The sequence below is a fragment of the Corynebacterium sp. UMB4614 genome (assembly GCF_030217065.1).
Taxonomy (GTDB): domain Bacteria; phylum Actinomycetota; class Actinomycetes; order Mycobacteriales; family Mycobacteriaceae; genus Corynebacterium.
The window spans coordinates 83,247-103,408 of sequence record NZ_JASONC010000006.1 but is presented as its reverse complement, the minus strand read 5'-3'; the positions used below and the strand labels follow the sequence as shown (position 1 = coordinate 103,408).

The 20,162-nt window shown below is 66.6% G+C and carries 15 protein-coding genes and 1 tRNA gene; 10 read left to right on the top strand and 6 right to left on the bottom strand.

The genetic code is table 11. The features are described 5' to 3' along the window. Positions 1 to 174: 174 nt before the first annotated feature. From QP413_RS04430 to putP, 3 genes are all read right to left on the bottom strand, one after another. Positions 175 to 660: a hypothetical protein gene (locus QP413_RS04430; RefSeq protein ID WP_070759262.1), complete on the bottom strand. Its 486-nt coding sequence runs from the start codon at positions 658 to 660 to the stop codon at positions 175 to 177. A 46-nt stretch (positions 661 to 706) separates the two neighbouring features. Then, positions 707 to 1,261, bottom strand: a complete 555-nt coding sequence (locus QP413_RS04425; protein ID WP_284780796.1) for an HNH endonuclease family protein — start codon at positions 1,259 to 1,261, stop codon at positions 707 to 709. A 184-nt stretch (positions 1,262 to 1,445) separates the two neighbouring features. Next, positions 1,446 to 3,020 (bottom strand): sodium/proline symporter PutP, encoded by a 1,575-nt coding sequence (putP, locus tag QP413_RS04420; RefSeq protein WP_284780794.1) that lies wholly within the window; start codon positions 3,018 to 3,020, stop codon positions 1,446 to 1,448. 260 nt (positions 3,021 to 3,280) lie between these two features. Between putP and QP413_RS04415 the strand changes: the two genes are divergently transcribed. Genes QP413_RS04415 through QP413_RS04400 form a run of 4 tightly spaced genes read left to right on the top strand, consistent with a single transcriptional unit; the run spans position 3,281 to position 11,578 of the window. Continuing rightward, entirely contained in the window at positions 3,281 to 6,460 is a 3,180-nt protein-coding gene (locus QP413_RS04415) for a DEAD/DEAH box helicase (RefSeq protein ID WP_284780793.1), read from the top strand. After that, entirely contained in the window at positions 6,457 to 7,389 is a 933-nt protein-coding gene (locus QP413_RS04410; RefSeq protein WP_284780791.1) for an SWIM zinc finger family protein, read from the top strand. Before QP413_RS04415 ends, QP413_RS04410 begins: the two co-directional genes overlap by 4 nt. 13 nt (positions 7,390 to 7,402) lie before the next feature. Beyond that, positions 7,403 to 8,671, top strand: a complete 1,269-nt coding sequence (locus QP413_RS04405; protein ID WP_284780790.1) for an exonuclease SbcCD subunit D — start codon at positions 7,403 to 7,405, stop codon at positions 8,669 to 8,671. A 12-nt stretch (positions 8,672 to 8,683) separates the two neighbouring features. Continuing rightward, the gene (locus QP413_RS04400) at positions 8,684 to 11,578 is read left to right on the top strand and encodes an AAA family ATPase (RefSeq protein WP_284780789.1); all 2,895 of its coding nucleotides are present in this window, start codon (positions 8,684 to 8,686) and stop codon (positions 11,576 to 11,578) included. A 64-nt stretch (positions 11,579 to 11,642) separates the two neighbouring features. On the opposite strand, the gene QP413_RS04395 is transcribed toward QP413_RS04400, so the two are convergent. Beyond that, positions 11,643 to 11,715: transfer RNA gene (locus QP413_RS04395), tRNA-Arg, on the bottom strand. 123 nt (positions 11,716 to 11,838) lie between these two features. Here QP413_RS04395 and argS point away from each other — a divergent pair. The 4 genes from argS (at position 11,839) to thrB (ending at position 17,353) form a co-directional block, all read left to right on the top strand. Then, entirely contained in the window at positions 11,839 to 13,503 is a 1,665-nt protein-coding gene (gene argS / locus QP413_RS04390) for an arginine--tRNA ligase (protein ID WP_284780788.1), read from the top strand. A 12-nt stretch (positions 13,504 to 13,515) separates the two neighbouring features. Further along, a complete protein-coding gene (gene lysA, locus QP413_RS04385) occupies positions 13,516 to 14,904 on the top strand; it encodes a diaminopimelate decarboxylase (protein ID WP_284780786.1) in 1,389 nt (462 codons plus the stop codon). Between the two features lie 182 nt (positions 14,905 to 15,086). Then, positions 15,087 to 16,427 (top strand): homoserine dehydrogenase, encoded by a 1,341-nt coding sequence (locus QP413_RS04380; protein WP_070760904.1) that lies wholly within the window; start codon positions 15,087 to 15,089, stop codon positions 16,425 to 16,427. A 5-nt stretch (positions 16,428 to 16,432) separates the two neighbouring features. Further along, positions 16,433 to 17,353 carry a homoserine kinase gene (thrB, locus tag QP413_RS04375; protein ID WP_284780784.1) on the top strand — a complete coding sequence of 307 codons (921 nt, stop codon included), beginning with the start codon at positions 16,433 to 16,435 and terminating at the stop codon, positions 17,351 to 17,353. Between the two features lie 15 nt (positions 17,354 to 17,368). Here the strand turns inward: thrB and QP413_RS04370 are convergent, their stop codons facing one another. Further along, the gene (locus QP413_RS04370) at positions 17,369 to 18,421 is read right to left on the bottom strand and encodes a ThiF family adenylyltransferase (RefSeq protein ID WP_284780782.1); all 1,053 of its coding nucleotides are present in this window, start codon (positions 18,419 to 18,421) and stop codon (positions 17,369 to 17,371) included. A 173-nt stretch (positions 18,422 to 18,594) separates the two neighbouring features. Between QP413_RS04370 and QP413_RS04365 the strand changes: the two genes are divergently transcribed. Together QP413_RS04365 and QP413_RS04360 are read left to right on the top strand one after the other, a co-directional pair. Continuing rightward, complete coding sequence (locus QP413_RS04365) at positions 18,595 to 19,122, top strand: molybdopterin-binding protein (protein WP_284759402.1); 528 nt, start codon at positions 18,595 to 18,597, stop codon at positions 19,120 to 19,122. Positions 19,123 to 19,150: 28 nt separating this feature from the next. Continuing rightward, positions 19,151 to 19,405, top strand: a complete 255-nt coding sequence (locus QP413_RS04360) for a MoaD/ThiS family protein (protein WP_284780780.1) — start codon at positions 19,151 to 19,153, stop codon at positions 19,403 to 19,405. A gap of 77 nt (positions 19,406 to 19,482) precedes the next feature. On the opposite strand, the gene QP413_RS04355 is transcribed toward QP413_RS04360, so the two are convergent. After that, entirely contained in the window at positions 19,483 to 20,160 is a 678-nt protein-coding gene (locus tag QP413_RS04355) for a molybdenum cofactor guanylyltransferase (RefSeq protein WP_284780779.1), read from the bottom strand. Positions 20,161 to 20,162: the final 2 nt, after the last annotated feature.

Genomic DNA, 20,162 nt, shown 5'->3' with positions numbered 1-20,162 from the left:
AACCTGTAAATCCGGCTGACGTGGAAGAGGCCACGTCAGCCGGATTTTTCGTAGGGGTCGGCTGGGTTAGGTGGCCAAAGCAAGGCATAGAGAAATAGCCGTGGGAGTGAGTTTCACTCCCACGGCTATGTGGCATTCGCGCGCTGCATGCGAGCGCCTGCGAAAATGCGTGGACTAGACGAACATCAGGACCGCGGTGATCAGCCACAGCAGGTTGAAGATGCCGCCGAACATGGCAGCCTTGCCGGGCAGGCCCTTGGCCGCATCGCCCTGGACGGCGGCGAGCTCGTCCTCGCTCGCCGGGGTGTCGGATTCGTCGAGGCCATCAACGGAGATCAGGCCGCGACGCTGCTGCGGGATCACCGCCAGCAGCAGGACCAGCCAGGCTGCCAGAGAGGTGAGGATGGCGGCGTGGAAGGCGTAGTTCTGCATTGCGCCGTCCACGGTCATGAAGGCGACCAGGCCCAGCACGGGGACCAGCAGGGAGATGTAGCCGTAGCGGCGGGTCATGCCAGCCAGGGTTGCCACGGAGCCCACCGCCTTGGCGGAGCCGGACTGCGCGGCGCGCAGGGAAGGTGCGAATGCCGAGGTAGCGATCGCGACCGGTCCGATGAGGAGGATCGCAGCGATGACGTGGAGAGCAGTAATAAATTGATCCATGTGAACCACTCTGTCAAAAAATTCGTGACTAGTCACAAAACCCCCGTCAGCGGGGCAGCTGGCAGGCCTCGCGGGCAGTAGCAGCGTCGCCGGCGGTGATCGCCAGCCCGTAGCGGGCCACCACCTCCAGGTAGCGGGCCACGTAGGGGCAGCGGGCCGCAGGGTTGGGCGGCAACCAGGCCTCCAGCGTCGCATCAGACTTCTCCCGGTTCAGCTCCGAGGCGGTGACCGCCAGGTTGTAGTGCCAGTCATTGGCGAAGCGATGACGCTTCTCTGCTGTCCAGGCGTGTGCCCCCAAATCCCAGGCCGCGGCGAGTGGGACAATGTGGTCGATATCCGTGCCCTGCGGGCGTACCGGTTCGGCGGAGTACTCATCGGATGCCTCGCCGGTGGCCCGCGGGCAGGGGCTGGCGGGTTCGGTGGGGAAGTTCAGGTTCAGCACCAGCTCACGGGTCGAGCAATAACTGCCATCCGGCGCGATGCTGTGCGACCAGCCCTGCAGAAACCGGGTGCGGTCGTAGCCCACCACCCGGATTCGCTGGGGCACGACCTCCACCTGAACCAGCGCGCGGCGGGCCAACTCCTGCGCGCGCTGATCCACAGAGCGGCCCCCAGGCAACCAACCAGTTGGCACCGGAACCGACGTCGTGAAAAACAACAGACCAGCCACGGCGGAGAGAAAGACTAGAGAGAAAAAGAAACGTCGCCCCATGTTGTCTTAGACAACGCGAGGCGACGTTTGGTTCCCGAGGTTGCGGAAAAATTTTCCGCAGGGAGGGGAGGGGCTACTTAGCGGCCTCCTCCACGAACTCCTTCTCGGTGAGGCGATCGGCCTTGTTGCTCAGCTCGATGGACTTGTCGAACTCATCCAGAACCTTCGCGGAAGGCTCCTTGGTCATCAGGGTCACGCCGACCATGAAGACCACGTTGGCCAGCACGCCCGGGATCATCTCGTAGAGGCCGAACGGCTTATCGGCGATGCCGAAGTTAGCCAGGCCGCCCCACAGGAAGCTGACGATCGCACCGGCAGCCAGGCCGGCGATCGCGCCCGGGGCGTTCAGGCGACGCCAGTACAGGGAGGCGATGATGACCGGGCCGAATGCGGAACCGAAGCCGGCCCACGCGAACTCGACCAGGCTCAGCACGCCGGAATCCGGCTTGGCCGCGATGAACACCGCCAGCAGGGCGACGACGAGAACTGCGAAGCGGGAAAGAACCTGCAGCAGGCGATCGGAAGCGTTCTTGTTGAACAGGCCCTTGTAGATGTCCTCGATCAGTGCGGAGGAGACCACCAGCAGCTGGGAAGAAATCGTGGACATGATGGCCGCCAGCACTGCGGTGAGCACCAGACCAGCGATCAGCGGGTGGAACAGGATCTGGCCCATGTCCAGGAAGATCGTCTCGAAGTTGATCTGGTCGACGATCTTGATGTCCGGGTTCTCGGTGAAGAATGCCGGGCCGATGATCGCCACGAAGACGGTACCGATCATGGACAGACCCATCCAGGTCACGCCGTAGAACATGCCCTTGCGAGCAGACCGCGGGGTACGCAGCGCCATGAAGCGCACGATGATGTGCGGCTGGCCGAAGTAGCCCAGGCCCCAGGCCAGACCAGAGATGATGGTCACGAAGCCCACGCCGTTGACCAGGGAGAACCAGTTCGGGTTCGGCTCCAGGCCGGAGGCAGCGTAGGCGTTCTCCGTCTGGAAGCTGAAGATGGCGCTCGGGTCCTCCATGTGCAGAACCGCGAAGATCGGCACCAGGATCAGGGAGATGAACATGATGCAGCCCTGCACCGCGTCCGTGTAGGACACAGCGAGGAAGCCACCGACGAAGGTGTAGATCACGGTCACACCGGCGATCACGGCGATGCCGACGGCGTAAGAGGAGTCAAAGGTGGACTCGAAGTAGCGACCACCGGCGACCATGCCGGACGCCACGTAGAAGGTGAAGAACAGCAGGATCACGAGGCCAGCGACCACGCGAAGCACGTGGGACTTGTCCTCGAAGCGGTTCTCCAGGAAGCTCGGCACGGTGATGGAGTTGTCCGCGATCTCGGTGTAGGCGCGCAGGCGTGGTGCGGTGAACCACCAGTTGAGTGCGCAACCGAGCAGCAGGCCGATGGCCACCCAGAGCTCAGAGAAGCCGGATACGAAGATCGCGGCGGGAAGGCCCATCAGCAGCCAGCCGGACATATCGGAGGCGCCAGCGGACAGGGCTGCGACGAACGGGTTAAGGTTTCTGCCGCCCAGTATGTAGTCCTCGTACTCGTCGGTCTGCTTATAACCGAGGAGTCCAATGAACATCATGGCGATCAGATAGATCACCATTGCTGTGACGAACCATGCTTGGTCTGTCATACAGAATGTCTCTTTCTTTGTAGGGTCGAGACTTCCTGAAAGACCACCCGGGGCCGATGAAGAGCCGGCCGAATGGTTAGTCGAAGTCAATATTTAAAACTTGAGCATGGCCATGATGCCAGAATTCTCAACGCTTTTCTGCCAAAATCCTGAAAAAAGACCGAAAGAATGCCGTGTTGCTGGGCTTTAATGAGAGGAAAATGGGCAGTCTACGTGCGCCGATTCGGTGTGTCCGCGGGGCATGGTAGACCCTTATAACTATGGGATCTGCTTTTCTGCTGCACGCGCTCGTGCCGGCCGGGGGCGGCGTGCAGCTGTGGGCCGAAAAGGTGGCCGGCCGCCAGATCGTCATGCGCGCCGAGGACATCCCCGACGGGCAGTGGCCCGCAGAGCTGCGCGCCGTGCTGGCTGCTAAACCGCTGCGCTCCCGAGGCCAGGTGCTCGTCTCCACCCCGAGCGGTAAGCCCACCACCCTCGCCATCCCCACCGCGGCGTGGGTGCCAGAACAATCCATCGCGCTGATGGAGCAGCTGCGCCGGATCGCCACCGATCCCGAGGTTCGCGAGGGCCTGGGCCCCGAGGTGATCTTCCTCATCGACCTATTCGAATACGTGGAAGCCACCGTGAAGGCAGGGCGGGTCATGGTTCGGATGGAGCGGCAGGATCAACAGTGGCACCCTCGCTTCACCCTGGCTACCGCCGGGGAGCATTCCGCGGTGCTCAATGAGTTCCGGGCGCAACTCCCCGGAGTGCTGGCGCGCAACGGCAACGGGGACGTGGTGGGGGATGCTGCCGACGACTGGGCGCATTGGATGGCCGTGAGCCTCGTTACCGACCGCGCCCGGCCGCCGGACTACGAGGAGCTGCACAGCCCGCTGGTCACCGACCTCCTCGCCGGGCGGGCCACCGCGAAGGCGGGGCCCGCAACGGTGAGCGCGCTCAACGAGTGGCGCAGCAGCGCTAGGGATGCAGCCACCCAGCTGGTCTTCCGGCTCACGGATCCGGCTGATGCCCGGGAGCTTGGGGAGCCGGTGGCGTCGTCGTCCCTGGCGGAAGACCGCTCCACCGCCAACCGGGAACGCGAGCAGGAGCAGGCAGCCGATGATGCGGCGAAGCAATTCACCTGGCGGCTGGAGGTGGGGCTGTCGGTGGACGGGGCACCCGCCGAACCGGTCAACACCACGACCGCCGGCAATGAGCAGGCGCGCAAGATCCAGCAGCGGCTACACCAGGCGGCGAAGGTATGGCCGCGCTTGGGCAGGCACCTAGGCCCCGTCGACCGGTGGGCAACCGTGGGCCGCTGGGTCCCACCGGAAGCTGCCTATACCGGGGACCCCGCCCTCGACCGCCAGCTGGCGTTCAGCGTGGACCTCGACGACGTGGCGGATTTGCTGGACACCAAGGCTAGTCGGCTGCAGGAGGCGGGTTTTCCCGTCATGATCCCACGGGCTTGGGCGCCGAAGACCACGCAGGTGGGGGCCAAGTTTCAGGCGGTGGGCTCCGGGCCGGGTTCCGGGAAGCTCGGGATGGACCAGCTCCTGGACTTCGAATGGAACCTCTCGGTGGACGGCACCCCGGTTGGGGAGTCTGACAAGCTGGAACTCATCAGCTCTGCCCACCAGATCGTGCAGGTCAACGGGCAGTTTGTCTTCCTGGACAAGAGCTCGCTGAGCAAGGCCCGAGGGTGGCTCAGCGCGCTCACAGACGCGGCGGAGAAGGACGCGGCGGAGCTCAGCGAGGTCACGCTGGCGGAGCTGCTGGAGGCGGAGGCCACCGCCGAGGCTCACGGGGGCGATGACCCGGACCACAACATCCGGGTGGATATGGACGGCTGGGTGCGCCAGCTCTTCGACCGCGAGAACGTGGTCGCGCCCGCCCGGCAGGTGGAGCTGCCCGCGACGGTGCTGACCGAATTGCGCGAACACCAGCGCCGCGGTGTGAACTGGTTGGCGTGGATGGCGGAGCACGGCCTGGGGGCGATCCTTGCCGATGACATGGGGCTGGGGAAGACCCTGCAGGTGCTGGCCCTGCTGGCCTGGGAAAAAGAGAATGCATCGGAGGAGGGAGCAGGTCCGGAGGTCACGGGACCTACCCTCGTGGTTGCGCCAACCTCGGTGTTGGCCGCCTGGCAATCGGAGGCCACCCGTCACATCCACGGCTTCTCCGTGCTGGTGGATCACGGGGCAGGGAAGGTGACCGACGCCGAGTTCCCGGAGCATGCCCGGCAGGCGGACCTCGTCGTCACCAGCTACGGGACGGTCGCCCGCAACCCGGAGCGCTATCAGAAGATTCGGTGGCGCCGCGTGGTCGCCGACGAAGCGCAGAACATCAAGAATCCCGCGACGAAGCAGTCCCAGGCCGTGCGCGGGATCCCCGCCAATCACCACATTGCGCTCACGGGCACGCCGGTCGAAAACCGGCTCTCCGACCTCTATGCCCTCATGGACTTCGCGAATCCCGGGATTCTGGGCTCGGCCGCCGCGTTCCAGAACCGCCTTGCTATCCCCATCGAGCGTTATCAGGACGTCGGCGCAACCGAACGTCTCAAGCGGATCGTGGAGCCTTTCATCCTCCGGCGTCTCAAAACAGACCCTGCAGTGGGGGTGGCGCTGCCCGAAAAGCGGGAACACGTGGAAACCGTGCCACTGTCCGCCGAACAGGCAAGCCTCTACCAGGCCTATATCGCGCAGGTCGAGGAGGCCCTGGAGCAGGGATCTGCCAGCCGCCGTGGCCTGATCCTGGCCTCCTTGGTCAAGATCAAGCAGATCTGCAACCACCCCGCGCACTTCGCGGGAGATGGCTCGGGGATCCTGCGTGGCGGGAAGCACCGCTCGCCGAAGATCGAAAGGATTTTCGAGCTCATCGGCCAGGCCGTGGCGGAGGGCAAGAAGGTGCTTCTATTCACGCAGTTCCCCTCCTTTGGTCGGATGCTGGCACCCGCGATCGAGGCCGAGTACGGGATGCCCGTCCTCCAACTCGACGGTTCAGTGAGCAGGTCGCGGCGCACGGAGCTGGTGGAGCAGTTCCAGCGCGATACCGGTCCGGGGGTCATGCTGCTTTCGGTGCGCGCCGGAGGTACTGGAATCACCCTGACCAGGGCTTCCGTGGTGATTCACATCGACCGCTGGTGGAATCCGGCGGTGGAGGATCAGGCGACGGACCGCGCCTATCGCATCGGTCAGGAACGTGACGTCGATGTGTATAAATTTGTCTCGGCGGGCACCCTCGACGAACGCATCCATGAGATCATCACCGGCAAGCGGGACCTCGCGGGAGCCGTTGTGGGTGAAGGCGAAGGCTGGATCGCGAGCCTGAGCGACGAGGACCTGGCCGAGCTCTGGCAGCTACGAGAGTCCTCGGACGTGTCTGCTGCGGATGCTACATCTGTGGCTACCAAGGTTCCCGGAGCGGATAACCAGTCGGAAGGAGGCAGCAGATGAGTAGGAAGAACACTCCTCGGACCACCTGGGAAGGCAACGTCATCCTCGCGGATTTCGGGGCCCGCCGCCGTGCGGAGGCAGTCACCCCGCGCCCGTCGATTCCCATTCCTGCCGATCCGCTAGGCCCAGAAAGCTGGGCCGGGGCGCAGCTGCTGGAAGCCGTCGCTGGCGCCACCGACCGCGGTCGGCTGGAGCGAGGCCGGGATTATCACTGGGGCGGCCACGTCCAGAGCATGGAGCTGAGCACCAACACGGTGGTGGCGTTAGTCGCCGGCACCCAACCACAGCCCTTTGAGGTGGTGATCAAGGTGGCGGCGCTGAGTGCGAAGAGAAGGGACTTCATCGCCGCGGAGGTCGCCGCCGACCCAGCGCTCCTGCGCACCATCATCCGCGGAGATGCGCCCCCGACGGATCTCGCCGCGATGCTGCTGCGGCCCGATCAGATCCGCTTCGAGGGCTGCACGTGCCCGGATGGGGCGCCGGTGTGTAAACACGCGGTCGCCGTGGCCTATCAGCTGGCGGATACCTTTAACCACGATCCCGCAGCCATCCTGCAGTGGCGTGGGGTCGAAGCAGCCGAGGCGCTGCGCAGCGTCCAGCTCAGCCACGCCGGGGAGCAGGAGAGCAGCTCAACCCAGCCGAACTCGGGAAGCTCCGCCCAACAGGCCCCGGAGGTGCTCGACCAGGCGGAGTTCTGGGGCTCGGAGGAACGCCGGGTGAGCTGGTCGGCGCCGCCCGTGGAAAGCGGGCTGGAGCTCGGGGATCGCGATGCCCTGATGCGGGCGCTGCGCAGCCTGAGCTGGACCAGCGTTGATCAACTGCAAACGATGCACGAACTGGAATTGTGCCTGGAGATGATCACCGATGACTCCGGGTGTTTCGACCCCACCCCGTGGGCCCGCCCGGTGACGGGCACGAGGATGAAGTGACAAGGTGAAGAACATGAGCGATGCACAGCTGACAACGGCGTCTTCCCGGCCAACCGAAGGTGGTGTGGGTGCGCACTCGGTGCGCTTCCTGCACACCTCCGATTGGCAGATCGGGATGGGGCGGCGCTTCCTCGGCGAGGATAACCAGCGGCTCTTCGACGAGGCGCGGCTGGCAGCCGTGGAGAAGCTCTTCGCGGTGGCTGCCGACCGGAAGTGTGAGGCCATCGTCGTCGCCGGGGATGTTTTCGACGACAACCTCCTGGCGGAAAAGACCTGGACGCGGATCCTTGATGTCCTGCGCAACGCCCCGGTTCCGATCTACCTGCTGCCCGGCAACCACGATCCGCTCAACCCGGCGAGCATTTACCATCAGCCGAGCCTGCAGCAGCTGTTCCCAGAAAATGGCGGGAAGGTGACTGTCCTGCGGGACTCGACCCCAAGGCCACTGCGCGAGGGGGTGGAGATCATCGGCGCGCCGCTGCTGAGCAAGGTGGCCAGCGAGGATCTGGTGTACCGGGCGCTTGCAGACCTGTCGCCGGCAGAGAATACAATCCGCATCGCGGTGGGCCACGGGCACACGGAGTCGCGGGACAGTGTCGCGGATCCGTCGGTGATCGACGTCGCCCGGCTCAGCGAGCTCGCCCGGCAGCGCGTCGTCGACTACGTGGCCCTGGGGGACACGCACTCCGCGATGCCCCTCGATGACCGTGGCGTGGTGTGGTACTCCGGCGCTCCGGAGGTCACCGACTTCAAGGAGCCCGACGGCGGTGGCGAGTCCAACTCGGGTAAGGCGCTGGTCGTGGAGGTCGGCATCGACTCGGAGAACCCGGCTGCGCCCGCGACCGTTGCAGTGGAGCAGGTTGAGATCGGCCAGTGGCGTTTCCTGGCGATGACGGAGGACATCAACTCCTCAGAGGAGGCCGAGGACTTCCTGGCGAAGCTGGCCAGCCTGCCGCAGCCGCGATCGACCGTGGTCAAGTACGCGCTGCGGGGGAGCATCGACCTGATGACAGACATCCGGTTGGAGACCGCGCTGGCCGAGCAGCGCCCTCGCTTCGCCGCGCTCTACGAGCGCACCCGGCTGATGGATCTGCACGTGTCCCCGGAACTGTCAGAGCTGCGTGGGGCCCTCCAGCTGCGGGGCTACCCAGAAATCGCGATGGAGAAGCTGCTCGCACTCGCTGAGGATCAGCGTCAGGCCCAAGGAACTCGAGGTCAAGCCACGGATGCCCTGAAGCTCCTTTACCGCTTGGCCGCCAGCGTGCAGGCCAAGGAAAGCTAGGTGACGAGGACAATGACAAACTCACAGCAGCACAACACCGGGGCCGGCCTGGCCATCCACCGCCTGACCTTGGACGACTTCGCGGGAGTGCCGCACGTCGACCTCGACCTGGCGGATTCCGGGGTCACCGTGGTGCACGGGCGCAACGAATCCGGAAAATCGACCCTGCTCACGGCCATGAAGCTCCTGCTCAACACGAGCGTGAACACCAAGACCCGCAAGCAGGAGGTCATGGCGCTCAAGCCGGTGGGCAGCAATGGCAAGCCCACGGTCGCCGCGGAGATGAGCATCGGGGCGTACCGGCTGCGGATCGAGAAGAGCTTCGGCACCGGCCGACACGCGGCCACACTCGATGTCTCTGCGCCCGCTGTGGAGAACCTGGTGGACCGGGAGGCCGAGGAACGTTTCGCGGAGATCCTCAACGAGACGGTGGATCGCACCCTGTTGGATGCGCTGACAGTGGAGCAGGGCGCGAGCCTGGAGGCTTTCTCCGCTGGCCGAATCCAATCCCTCAGCACCGTTCTGGCGGCACAGAGTGACCAGAGCGCGGAGGCCGATACCGGCCACGAGGTGGACGCCACGGCCGCGGAACTGCTCGCGGCGATCGAGAAGGAATACGATCGCTATTTCACCGCCAAGGGGGCTGTGAAGAAGAATGGTGAGCTGCAGAAGGCCCGTGACGAGCGCGAGGCCGCAGAACAGGCCCTAGCAGAAGCCACCGACATCTATGACGGAGCACAGCGGCAGATCCGGGCGATCACGGAACTGGAAGAGGAAGAGCGCCAGGCTGCGGCGGAGCTGCCCGAGGCGAAGCGGGCCGTCGAGGAACTCGAGGAACAATTGCAGACCGCCCGGGCGGCACAGGAAAAGCTCCGGGGCTTCGAACGCGAAGTCAAGAACGCGCACCAGGCGCTCGATCTAGCGAAGTACCGCCATGACGCGCGGAAGAAGCAGGTTGATGCGGTGGCGGTCAAGCGAGCCGAGCTCGAGAAGGAACAAGAGCGGCGCGATGAGCTCGCAACGAAGGCGGCCAAGGCTGAGGAAGAACAGCAGAAGCTGAAAGCGGAATACTCCAGCGCTGCCGAGCAGCAGCGATTCGCACGAGGCTACGTTGCGTGGGCGCAGGCGGGCGCCGAATATCGCGAGGCGGAGAAGAGCCACAAGAACGTCGCCGAGCGCGCAGCGGAGGCAGAAAAGACGGTGGAGAGGCTGCGGAAGCTTGAGAATAAGCTCGCGGAGAATCCGGCGACCCAGCAGGCCCTGGACGCGCTGAGTAGCGCCAACACCCAGCTTGCCGTGGCCACCGCGCAGCAGGAGGCAATCGCCACCGAGGTGAAGATCACCGGTCCCGCTGGCACGGTGCGCGACGGCGAGGAGGATGTCGAACTCACGGCGGAGGGGTACCGCACCCTGGTGAGCTCCCCGCGTCAGTTCGCACTCGGGGACTACCGCGTTGCGGTCACTCCGGCCCGCGACACCAGCGAGACGGAGACTGCGGTGAGCCGTGCTCGGGAGCAGGTCGCCCAGGTATCGAAGGCCCTCGGCATCGAGGACGGGGACACGGAGGCCGCTCACCGGCTGGCCCAGCAACGGCGCGCCCTGGAAAACGATCACGACGAGGCACAGCTGGAGCTGCGCGGGATCACCGGGGGCGTCAGCTCCCAGGACCTGCAGTTCAGTGTGGAGCAGTCCAGCCGGGAGCTGGTCGCCGCAGGTGAGAAGCTATCCGACCGGGCCCGCGCCGCGGCCAATATCTGGCGGGAGCTGGGCGGGAATGCAGAGCGGGCCGAGGAATTCGGCCTTGAACCCGAGCTGGAAGAACAGCTCGCCCAGTTAACGCGGGACTCGTCGCGAGAAGCGACGGAGGACACAGAGCCGCAGGTCGCTGAGGCCCGGACTGCGGGGGAGCAGGCCCCAGGGCACAACGGCGAGCTTGCGGGGCTCGTGGTCGATCTGGAAACAGCACAACTGTTCCTCGAGCGCAGCGAGGCGCGGTACACCGCAGCTCAGCAGGCCAAGGATGCGACGGAGCACTCGCAGATCCTCCAGGAGCACAAGCTGGCAGAACTCAATGCTACGCAGCAGGCGCAGCAGCTCGCGGCCGCAGAAGACGAGTTGGCGCAGCAGCGCGAAGAGGCCAGCGACGAGCAGCTGGCGGAGGCCGTCGCCGTGCAGAACAGCGCGTTGGTGGAGGCTGCCGCGATTCGGGATAAGGAGAAGGAGAAATACGAGTCCGCCGCCACCGCCGAGCAGCTTGAGGGCCTCCTTAACGGTGAGAAGGCGGGCCTCGGGGTGCTGCAGAAAAACGCCACGCAACGCGGCCAGGAGCTCGTCCGCCTGCGCACCGAGTTGGCCGGCCGCGAAGGCGCTGCGGAGGCCAAGCGTGAAGCGGCAGCCGAGGCGGAACGGGCCGCCCGCGCCCTAGCTGCCGTCACTGCCCGAGCGGAGGCCGCCCAGCTTCTGTGGGAGACGATGAATGAGGCTCGTGCCGAGCTACGGGGTCGCTACTCCCGCCCGCTGTCCGAGGCCTTCCACGTCCTTGCTCGCACCATCTACGGTCCGGGCGTCCAGTTCGAATTCGACGAGGACCTGCAGGTCAGCCGCCGCATTGACGACGGCGTGGCCCTCGACGTGTCCTCCCTGTCTGGTGGCGCGAGGGAGCAGATCAATCTGCTTTCCCGTCTCGCGGTGGCATCGCTGGTGGCCCGGGGCGGGGGAGTGCCGATCATTATCGACGACAGCCTCGGTTACAGCGACCCGCAGCGCAGCAGGGACATGAACGTGGTGCTCTCCCAACTGGGCGAGCAGCACCAGATCATCGTGCTGACCTGCGATGCGCAGCGCTTCTCCCGCGTGGTGGGCGCCAAGCAGGTGGACATGGTTCAGCTGCGCCGCGGCGGGGAATAGCCCCTGCGGCATGAAAAGCCCAGGTGGGGCGCACTGTGTGCGCCGCCACCCGGGCAATAAAACGTGCCCCCGAGACGATTCGAACGTCCGACCGCTGGTACCGGAAACCAGTGCTCTATCCCCTGAGCTACGGAGGCATCAGATCGGTAGTCTAGCACCCTGGGTGCAAGGGGAGGCAAAAACACCCCACCGGCCAGCGCGCCCCGCGCAGACGGATGGGGGCGACGAACCCGCATTACGTGCTGATAAAGTCTTTAGGCGTGACTCCAGCAGAACTTTCCGAATTCATTGCACGCATCGCCCGCGAGGTCCTCACCGAGCGTGGCCTGGACGCCTCCGTCGTCCCCGATAACCCGACGGTCGAGCGCCCGCGCAACCCAGAGCATGGCGACTACGCCACCAACGTCGCTATGCAGACCGCCAAGAAGGCGGGAACCAACCCCCGCGAGCTGGGCACGTGGCTCGCTGAGAAGCTGGCCGCCAGCCCGGAGATCGACGAGGCCAGCGTCGCCGGCCCTGGATTCATCAACATTCGCCTGGCCGCTGCCGCGCAGGGCAAGATCGTGGAGAACATTCTCGCCGCTGGCCAGGACTTCGGCCGCGGAGATGCCTACAAGGGCACGAAGATCAACCTGGAATTCGTCTCTGCTAACCCCACCGGTCCGATTCACCTGGGTGGTACCCGTTGGGCCGCCGTCGGCGACTCTCTTGGCCGCCTGCTGGCCGCCCAGGGTGGCGAGGTGACCCGCGAGTACTACTTCAATGACCACGGCGGCCAGATCGACCGCTTCGCGAAGTCCCTGCTCGCCGCCGCGCGCAACGAGCCCACCCCGGAGGACGGCTACGGTGGCCAGTACATCCAGGACATCGCCGCCCAGGTCGCCGAAGCGAACCCGACCTGGGGCGAGCTCTCCGACGCGGATGCCCAGGAGCTCTTCCGCGCCCAGGGCGTGGAGCTGATGTTCGACCACATCAAGACCACGCTGAAGCAGTTCGGCACCGAGTTCGACGTCTTCTTCCACGAGAACTCCCTGTTCGAATCCGGCGCGGTGGACAAGGCCATCGAGGAGCTGAAGTCCAACGGCAACCTCTACGAAGCCGACGGTGCCTGGTGGCTGCGCTCCAGCGACTTCGGCGACGACAAGGACCGCGTCGTCATCAAGTCCGACGGCAATGCCGCCTACATCGCCGGCGACATCGCCTACATCGCGGACAAGATCAACCGCGGCCACGACCTGTGCATCTACATGCTGGGCGCGGACCACCACGGCTACATCGCACGCCTGCAGGCCGCCGCAGCGGCACTGGGGTACGACCCGAAGCAGGTGGAGGTCATGATCGGCCAGATGGTCAACCTCGTCCGCGACGGCGAGGCCGTGCGTATGTCCAAGCGCGCCGGCACCATCATCACCCTCGACGACCTGGTCGAGGCCATCGGCGTGGACGCGGCACGCTACGCGCTGATCCGCTCCTCGGTGGACTCCTCCCTGGACATCGACATGGACCTGTGGGCCTCCCAGAGCAACGAGAACCCGGTGTTCTACGTCCAGTACGCCCACGCCCGCCTGTGCTCCCTGCAGCGCAAGGCAGACGAACAGGGCGTGGACTTTGGCGGCGCCGATCTCTCGCTGCTGACCCACGACCGCGAGGGCACGCTGATCCGTTCCCTGGGCGAGTTCCCGAAGGTGGTCCGCACGGCCGCTGAGCTGCGCGAACCGCACCGCATCGCCCACTACGCGGAGAAGCTGGCCGGGGATTTCCACCGCTTCTACGACGCCTGCCAGGTGCTGCCGAAGGCCGACGAGCCGACCGGTGCGGACGCAGCCCCGATCTTCTACGCCCGCCTGGCCCTGGCCGCCGCCACCCGCCAGGTACTGGAGAACGCACTGAGCCTGGTCGGCGTGTCCGCACCAGAAAGGATGTAAGGCTACACCCGCATGGATCCGGTCACAGCACAACAACCCACACCACTACGCCGGCGCACCGCCACCACCGAGGAATTCAACCTCATCCCGGCTCACGTCTTCCCACGCACCACGCGCCGGGCAGAGAACGGGGAGGTGGCGATCGGCGGCGTGAGCCTGCCCGAGCTCGCCGCCACACACGGCACCCCGAGCTTCGTCATGGACGAGGCCGACTTCCGCTCCCGCTGCCGGGAGATGGCTGAGGCCTTCGGCGGGGGAGAGCGCGTGCATTACGCCTCCAAGGCCTTCATCTCCACGGCCGTGTGCCGCTGGGTGGCCGAGGAGGGGCTGAGCCTGGACGTCGCGAGCCTCGGTGAGCTGCGTATCGCCCTGCATGCCGACTTCCCGGCCGAGCGCATCACGGTGCACGGCAACAACAAGAATGAAGAGTTCCTCCGTGCCGCCGTCGAAGCGGGCGTGGAGCTCATCGTCATCGACTCGCTCCAGGAGATCGCCGAGCTCTCCCGCGTGGCCCGCGACCTGGGCACCACCCAGGACGTCCTGGTGCGCGTGACTCCGGGCGTGCACGTCGATACCCACGAGTTCATCGCGACCTCCCACGAGGATCAGAAGTTCGGCTTCTCCCTGGCCTCTGGCAAGGCTAAGCAGGCAGCGGAGGAGTGCCTCGCCACCGATGGCCTGGTCCTACGTGGCCTGCACTGCCACGTCGGATCCCAGGTTTTCGACGCCGACGGCTTCGTGCTCGCCGCCGAGCGCCTGCTGGGCCTGTGGAAGCAGCTGCTATCCCACGAAGCCACGGGGGCGGATTTCAACGTCCTCGACCTGGGCGGCGGCTATGGCATCGCGTATACCCCGGACCAGGAGGCGCTTGACGTGGCCCCCGTGGCACGCAACCTGCTCGCGAAGGTCGCCGAGGTGGCCGAGGAGGTCGGTGTTCCGACCCCGATCGTCAACGTCGAGCCGGGGCGCGCGATCGCTGGCCCGGCCATGGTGACCATTTACCGGGTCGGCACCGTCAAGGACGTCGAGACCAGCGACCACACTGTGCGCCGGTACGTCTCCGTCGACGGCGGGATGAGCGACAACATCCGTCCGGCCCTCTACCAGGCGGAGTACGACGTCCGGGTGGTCAATCGCGAGGTCGCCGGCACGCTGGTCCCGACCCGCATCGTCGGCTCCCACTGCGAGTCCGGCGACATTCTGATCAACGATGTCCCGGTTCCCGACGACGTCGCGCCGGGCGACCTGTTGGCCATCGCGGCGACGGGGGCGTACTGCTACTCGATGTCCTCCCGCTACAACATGTTCCTGCGCCCGCCGGTGATTACCGTGGCGGATGGCCAGGATCGGGTGATGATTCGCCGGGAGCGCCTGGAGGATATTTTGGCCCTCGAGGGCTAGGGAAGGTCTGCCCCGGCAACGCTGGGGCGCACCCGCAAAACATAAAACTAGACAGCTTGGTCTAGATGGGTTAACCTCTGACCTAAGCGATACACAACTTGGCATTCTGCTGCTCGCTAGAATGGCTAACCGACGCCACCAAAGGCGAGCACAAGACTAACAACAACATTGGGAGAAAACTCATGACTGACGCATCGGCGCCCACCATCCGCCCGGGTAAAGGACTCGACGCCACCATTGGTGTTGCACTGCTGGGCATGGGCACAGTCGGTGCTGAGGTTTACCGACTGCTCAACGAGCGTGCCGACGAGTTCGCCGCCCGCATCGGCGGGCCGCTGGAGGTCCGCGGCGTCGCGGTCTCCGACCTGTCCCGCCCGCGCGAGGGAGTCGACCCCGAGCTGCTGACGGACGACGCGCTCTCCCTGGTGCAGCGCGACGACATCGACCTCGTGATCGAGGTTATCGGCGGCATCGACTACCCACGCCAGGTCGTCAACGCGGCCCTGAAGGCCGGCAAGTCCGTGGTCACCGCGAACAAGGCCCTCATCGCCGCCCACTCCGGCGAGCTCTCCGAGGCCGCCGAGTCCACCGGCGCTGACCTCTTCTTCGAGGCAGCCGTCGCCGCGGCCATCCCGGTCGTCGGCCCGCTGCTGCGCTCCCTGGCTGGCGACAAGATCGAGTCCGTCATGGGCATCGTCAACGGCACCACCAACTTCATCCTCGACGCAATGTACGAGCGCGGCGCCAGCTACGACGAGATGCTCGCCGAGGCCACCGAACTGGGCTACGCCGAGGCTGACCCGACTGCGGACGTCGATGGTCACGACGCCGCCTCCAAGGCCGCGATCCTGGCATCCCTGGCCTTCCACTCCCGCGTCTCCAGCGAGGATGTCCACACTGAGGGAATCCGCAACATCACCACCCAGGACATCGAGGCCGCCCGCGCCGCAGGCTGCACCATCAAGCTGCTCGCCCTGTGCGACCGGGTCACCCAGGCCGACGGCACCCCAGGTGTCTCCGCCCGCGTCTACCCGGCGCTCGTCCCGCTGTCCCACCCGCTGGCCAGCGTCTCCGAGTCCTATAACGCCATCTTCGTCGAGGCCGAGTCCGCCGGTCGCCTGATGTTCTACGGCAACGGCGCCGGCGGTGGCCCGACCGCCTCCGCCGTCCTCGGCGACGTCGTCGCCGTGGCCCGCAACATCATCCACGGTGGCCGCGGTCCGCGCGAGTCCACCTACGCCGCCCTTCCGATCGCTGATTTTGGAGACGTCGTGACCCGGTACCACGTTGACATGCTGGTGGAGGATCGTGTGGGCGTGCTCGCCGAGATCTCCAACGCCTTCTCTAAGCACAACGTCTCCCTGAAGACGGTGCGCCAGGAGAACAAGGACGACCTGGGCGCCCGCCTCGTCGTCGTGACCCACAGCGCCACCGAGAAGGACCTGGAGGAGACGGTCGCCACGCTCAACGAGCTCGACGCCGTCCGCGAGGTCCACTCCGTCATCCGTATGGAAGGTAAGTAACAGCAATGGCGACTGAGATCCCCGTCGGCCGCAAGGTTCGGGTCAAGGTTCCGGGTTCTTCCGCGAACCTGGGCCCCGGATTCGACTCGCTGGGTCTGGCCTTGAGCATCTACGACCATGTCGAGGTCGAGGTCATCGACTCCGGCCTCGAGGTGGAGGTCACCGGCGAGGGGCAGGGCGAGGTGCCGCTGGACGAGCGACACCTGGTCGTCCGTGCCATCCGCGCCGGGCTGAAGAAGGCCGACGTCATCGCCCGCGGCCTTCGGGTGCGCTGCAATAACTCCATCCCGCAGTCCCGCGGCCTGGGTTCCTCTGCTGCCGCCGCCGTCTCGGGCGTGGTGGCCGCCAACGCGCTGGCCGGGGACGTCCTGGACACGGACACGATCATCCAGCTCGCCTCGACCTTCGAGGGCCACCCGGATAACGTCGCGGCCTCCGTCCTCGGCAGCGCCGTCGTGTCCTGGACGAACATCCCGGTCGACGGCACCGAGCCGACGTACCACGCCGCCCCGGTCACGGTGCACCCGGATATCCGCGCCACCGCGCTGATTCCGAACTCTCACGCCTCCACCGAGGCCGTGCGTCGCGTGTTGCCAAGCGATATTCCGCACCTGGACGCCCGATTCAACGTCTCCCGCACCGGCGTGCTGCTCGTCGCCCTCTCCCAGGACCCGAGCCTGCTGTGGGAGGGAACCCGCGACCGGATGCACCAGCCGTTCCGCGCCGAGGTGCTGCCGATCTCCTCCGAGTGGGTCAACCGCCTGCGCAACCAGGGCTACCCGGCGTTCCTCTCCGGGGCGGGTCCGACCGTGCTGGTACTGTCCACCGAGCCGGTGGAAGAAGCACTCCTGCAGGAGGCCCGCGACCGGGGCATCCGCGTCGAAGAGCTGACGGTGGCCGGGCCGGTGACCGTCGAGGAGGCCTAAGCGGCTGACCGCGGGCTAGCGGAAGCGGGTCAGCCCGCCGCGCAGGCTGGCCAGCCCCGCGACGCCGCGTCGCTCCAGCGCATCCACCGCGTGGGCGGAACGAGCCCCGCGCGCGCAGACCACGACCGCCCCGTTTTCCACCTCCGGCGGGGTGTAGCCGCCCAAGATCGCGGCCAGCGGCACATTGATCGACCCGGGCAGGTGGAATTCCGCAAACTCCCTGGGCTCCCGCACGTCGATGACCGTGCTCCCGGGCGGAATCTCGGTGACCTCCACCGGACCATGCGGGGGAGTGCCCGTGCGCACCTGCTCGGTGACCTCCGGGTTGGCTGCCACCGGGATCTCCTCCCAGCTTGCGGTCAGGCTGTCGTAGTAGGCGAGCCGGCCGACCAGCGGGCGGCCCACGCCCGTGATGAGCTTGATGGCCTCCAGGGCCATCGCCGAGCCCACGATGCCCACCAGCGGTCCCAAGACACCCGCCTGCGAGCACGAGGGCACCGCGCCCGGCGCGGGCGGGGTGGGGAAGAGGTCCTCGTAGATCGGCCCGTGGCCTGCCCAGAACACCGATAGCTGCGCCTGATAGCCCAGGATCGAGGCCCAGACGTGCGGGATCCCCAGCCGGGCGGCCGCGTGACTGGCCACGTGCCGGGTGTCGAAGTTATCCGTCCCGTCGAGGACGAGGTCCGCGCCCTCCAGGACCCTCAGCGCGTTCTCCCATGTCAGTCGCTCGACGACTGGCTCGAGGTGAACATCGGGGTTGAGCTCTGTCAGCCGCGCGCGGGCGGAGTGGGCCTTGGACTCGCCGTTAGCGGCAGCCGCAGAGCTGTGGATCACTTGGCGGTGCAGGTTGGATAGCTCCACGGTGTCGTCGTCGATGAGCGTGATGTGGCCGATGCCCGCCGCGGCGAGGTACAGCAGCGCGGGGGAGCCCAGCCCACCGGCTCCGATCACCGCGACCCGCGAGGCAGCCAGCTTCTCCTGGGCCTCCGGGCCCATGAGGGTGACCTGGCGGCTATAGCGTTCGCTGGCGCTCGGCGAGCCCGCAGGGTCGATGGAGTGCGAGGACAATCTTCATGCTCCTTGGGGTTAACGTGCGGCCGAATGTCGCGAGGATTCGTACCCCGCAGGCGACCTCCCACTGTAGCCCTAAAATGGGATCCGGTAGCCCAGGGCAGCCCGGCAGAAAACGGTGTTTCTTGTGGTCTCTGCGGGCGCCGCCGAACAGCAGATGAGGAGCACAGATGAGCGGTACAACCCCACACGACAACACGGCCCCGCGCAACAATCCGGCCCCGCGCCAGAACGCGAAGATCGTCGTCGTCTCCGACCGCATCGCCGGCGGGGAGCGGGAGAACACCATTGGGCAGGACGCCGCGGCGATGCTGCAGGAAGCCGGGTTCACCGTCACCGACCTCATCGTCGTGCCCGAGGGTGCCGAGCCCATCCGGCGCGAGCTCGAACAGGGAATCGCTGATGGGGTGGCGCTGTTGCTGACCTGCGGCGGAACGGGGCTGGGGCCGCGGAACCTCACCCCGGAGGAAACCCTCAAGGTCATCTCCACCCGGCTGGAGACAGTGGAAACCCAGGTGCTCGTGGAGGGGCTGAAGAACACGCCCAAGGCTTCGATGTCGCGTGGCGTGATCGGTCTGAGCTCTCGGGAGCCGGGCGGCACACTCGTGGTCAATGCCTCCTCGTCCTCGGGCGGCATGCGGGACTGCCTGAAGGTCATCCTGGCTGTCTGGCCCAGCATTTCGGGCTGGATCCGATAGCGCCCGGGGACGGGCTAGCATGGAGCGCATGCGTATCCACTATTTCGCCGCCGCCCGCGCCGCCACCGGGGTCAGCGAGGAACCCGCTTCGGCCTTCGACACCCTCGGCGAGCTGCTCGATGATGCGGCAGCGCGGCACACCGGGCGCACAGACTCTGGCCTGAGCCTCGCCGACATCCTGGAACGCTGCACCTTCCTCGTGGACGGCCAGCGGGCCGAGCGCGCGACCGGGCTCGCCGGGGCGCAGCGCGTGGACGTCCTGCCACCTTTCGCCGGGGGATAGGGTCTTTTTCGGCGGCTCGCTTTCGGCCGCGCCCGGCCGCGCGGATGAGCCCGGCCCGGTCTCAGACCAGTAGGACGTCACCCAAGTCCGGTGTCGCCCAACTCAGCTTGGTCACCCAGTTCGACGTCACCCAGCTCCGCGAGTTGCGCCGGGGTATCGAAGTCCCGCTCCGCGCCCGTTCCCGGCACCCGCACCACCTGCCGAGCGGCCCGCAGCAGGGCACCGGCAGGTACGTCGCGGTCCCCGGTCCGCGCTATCGCGGTGAGCAGGCTGGCCCGGCGCCAGAGCGCACACAGCGGCTCGTCGAAGCCCGCGGCGTTGACCACCACCGCGCAGTCAGCCCCACCGATGTCCTCGGCGAGCCGGGGCAGGAGCATGGCAGAGCCGGGGGCATCGACGGCTAACACCGCCACCCATTCGGTATCCAGCTCCCGCAGCCCCGCCGCAATACCCGCCACCGGTCCGCCGAAGGGAGGGCTTTCGCTGACCGTCGGCACCCCCAGGTTCTGAGGTGCCACAGCCACCCGCGGACAATTGGGTGGCAGAGACCCCCACAGCCGGTCGATGAGCCTGCGCCCGTCCACTTTGACCTGGGCCTTATCGGCGCCCATGCGGGTGGACTTCCCGCCCGCCAGCACCACGATGCCGAGGTTGGCGAAGACGCATTCCGGGGACGGCGCCGGCGCGCCGGGGGACGGTGCCGGTGCGCTGGGGCTCACGGTCGTGGGCTCGCTGTTGCTTCTAGGGCGCGACATGT

Coding starts and splice junctions, on each gene's coding strand:
- QP413_RS04365 (WP_284759402.1), top strand. CDS start 18,595: ATGAGCGGTACAACCCCACACGACAACACGGCCCCGCGCAACAATCCG.
- putP (WP_284780794.1), bottom strand. CDS start 3,020: ATGACAGACCAAGCATGGTTCGTCACAGCAATGGTGATCTATCTGATC.
- QP413_RS04415 (WP_284780793.1), top strand. CDS start 3,281: ATGGGATCTGCTTTTCTGCTGCACGCGCTCGTGCCGGCCGGGGGCGGC.
- QP413_RS04410 (WP_284780791.1), top strand. CDS start 6,457: ATGAGTAGGAAGAACACTCCTCGGACCACCTGGGAAGGCAACGTCATC.
- QP413_RS04430 (WP_070759262.1), bottom strand. CDS start 660: ATGGATCAATTTATTACTGCTCTCCACGTCATCGCTGCGATCCTCCTC.
- QP413_RS04405 (WP_284780790.1), top strand. CDS start 7,403: ATGAGCGATGCACAGCTGACAACGGCGTCTTCCCGGCCAACCGAAGGT.
- QP413_RS04360 (WP_284780780.1), top strand. CDS start 19,151: ATGCGTATCCACTATTTCGCCGCCGCCCGCGCCGCCACCGGGGTCAGC.
- QP413_RS04380 (WP_070760904.1), top strand. CDS start 15,087: ATGACTGACGCATCGGCGCCCACCATCCGCCCGGGTAAAGGACTCGAC.
- QP413_RS04400 (WP_284780789.1), top strand. CDS start 8,684: ATGACAAACTCACAGCAGCACAACACCGGGGCCGGCCTGGCCATCCAC.
- thrB (WP_284780784.1), top strand. CDS start 16,433: ATGGCGACTGAGATCCCCGTCGGCCGCAAGGTTCGGGTCAAGGTTCCG.
- QP413_RS04355 (WP_284780779.1), bottom strand. CDS start 20,160: ATGTCGCGCCCTAGAAGCAACAGCGAGCCCACGACCGTGAGCCCCAGC.
- lysA (WP_284780786.1), top strand. CDS start 13,516: ATGGATCCGGTCACAGCACAACAACCCACACCACTACGCCGGCGCACC.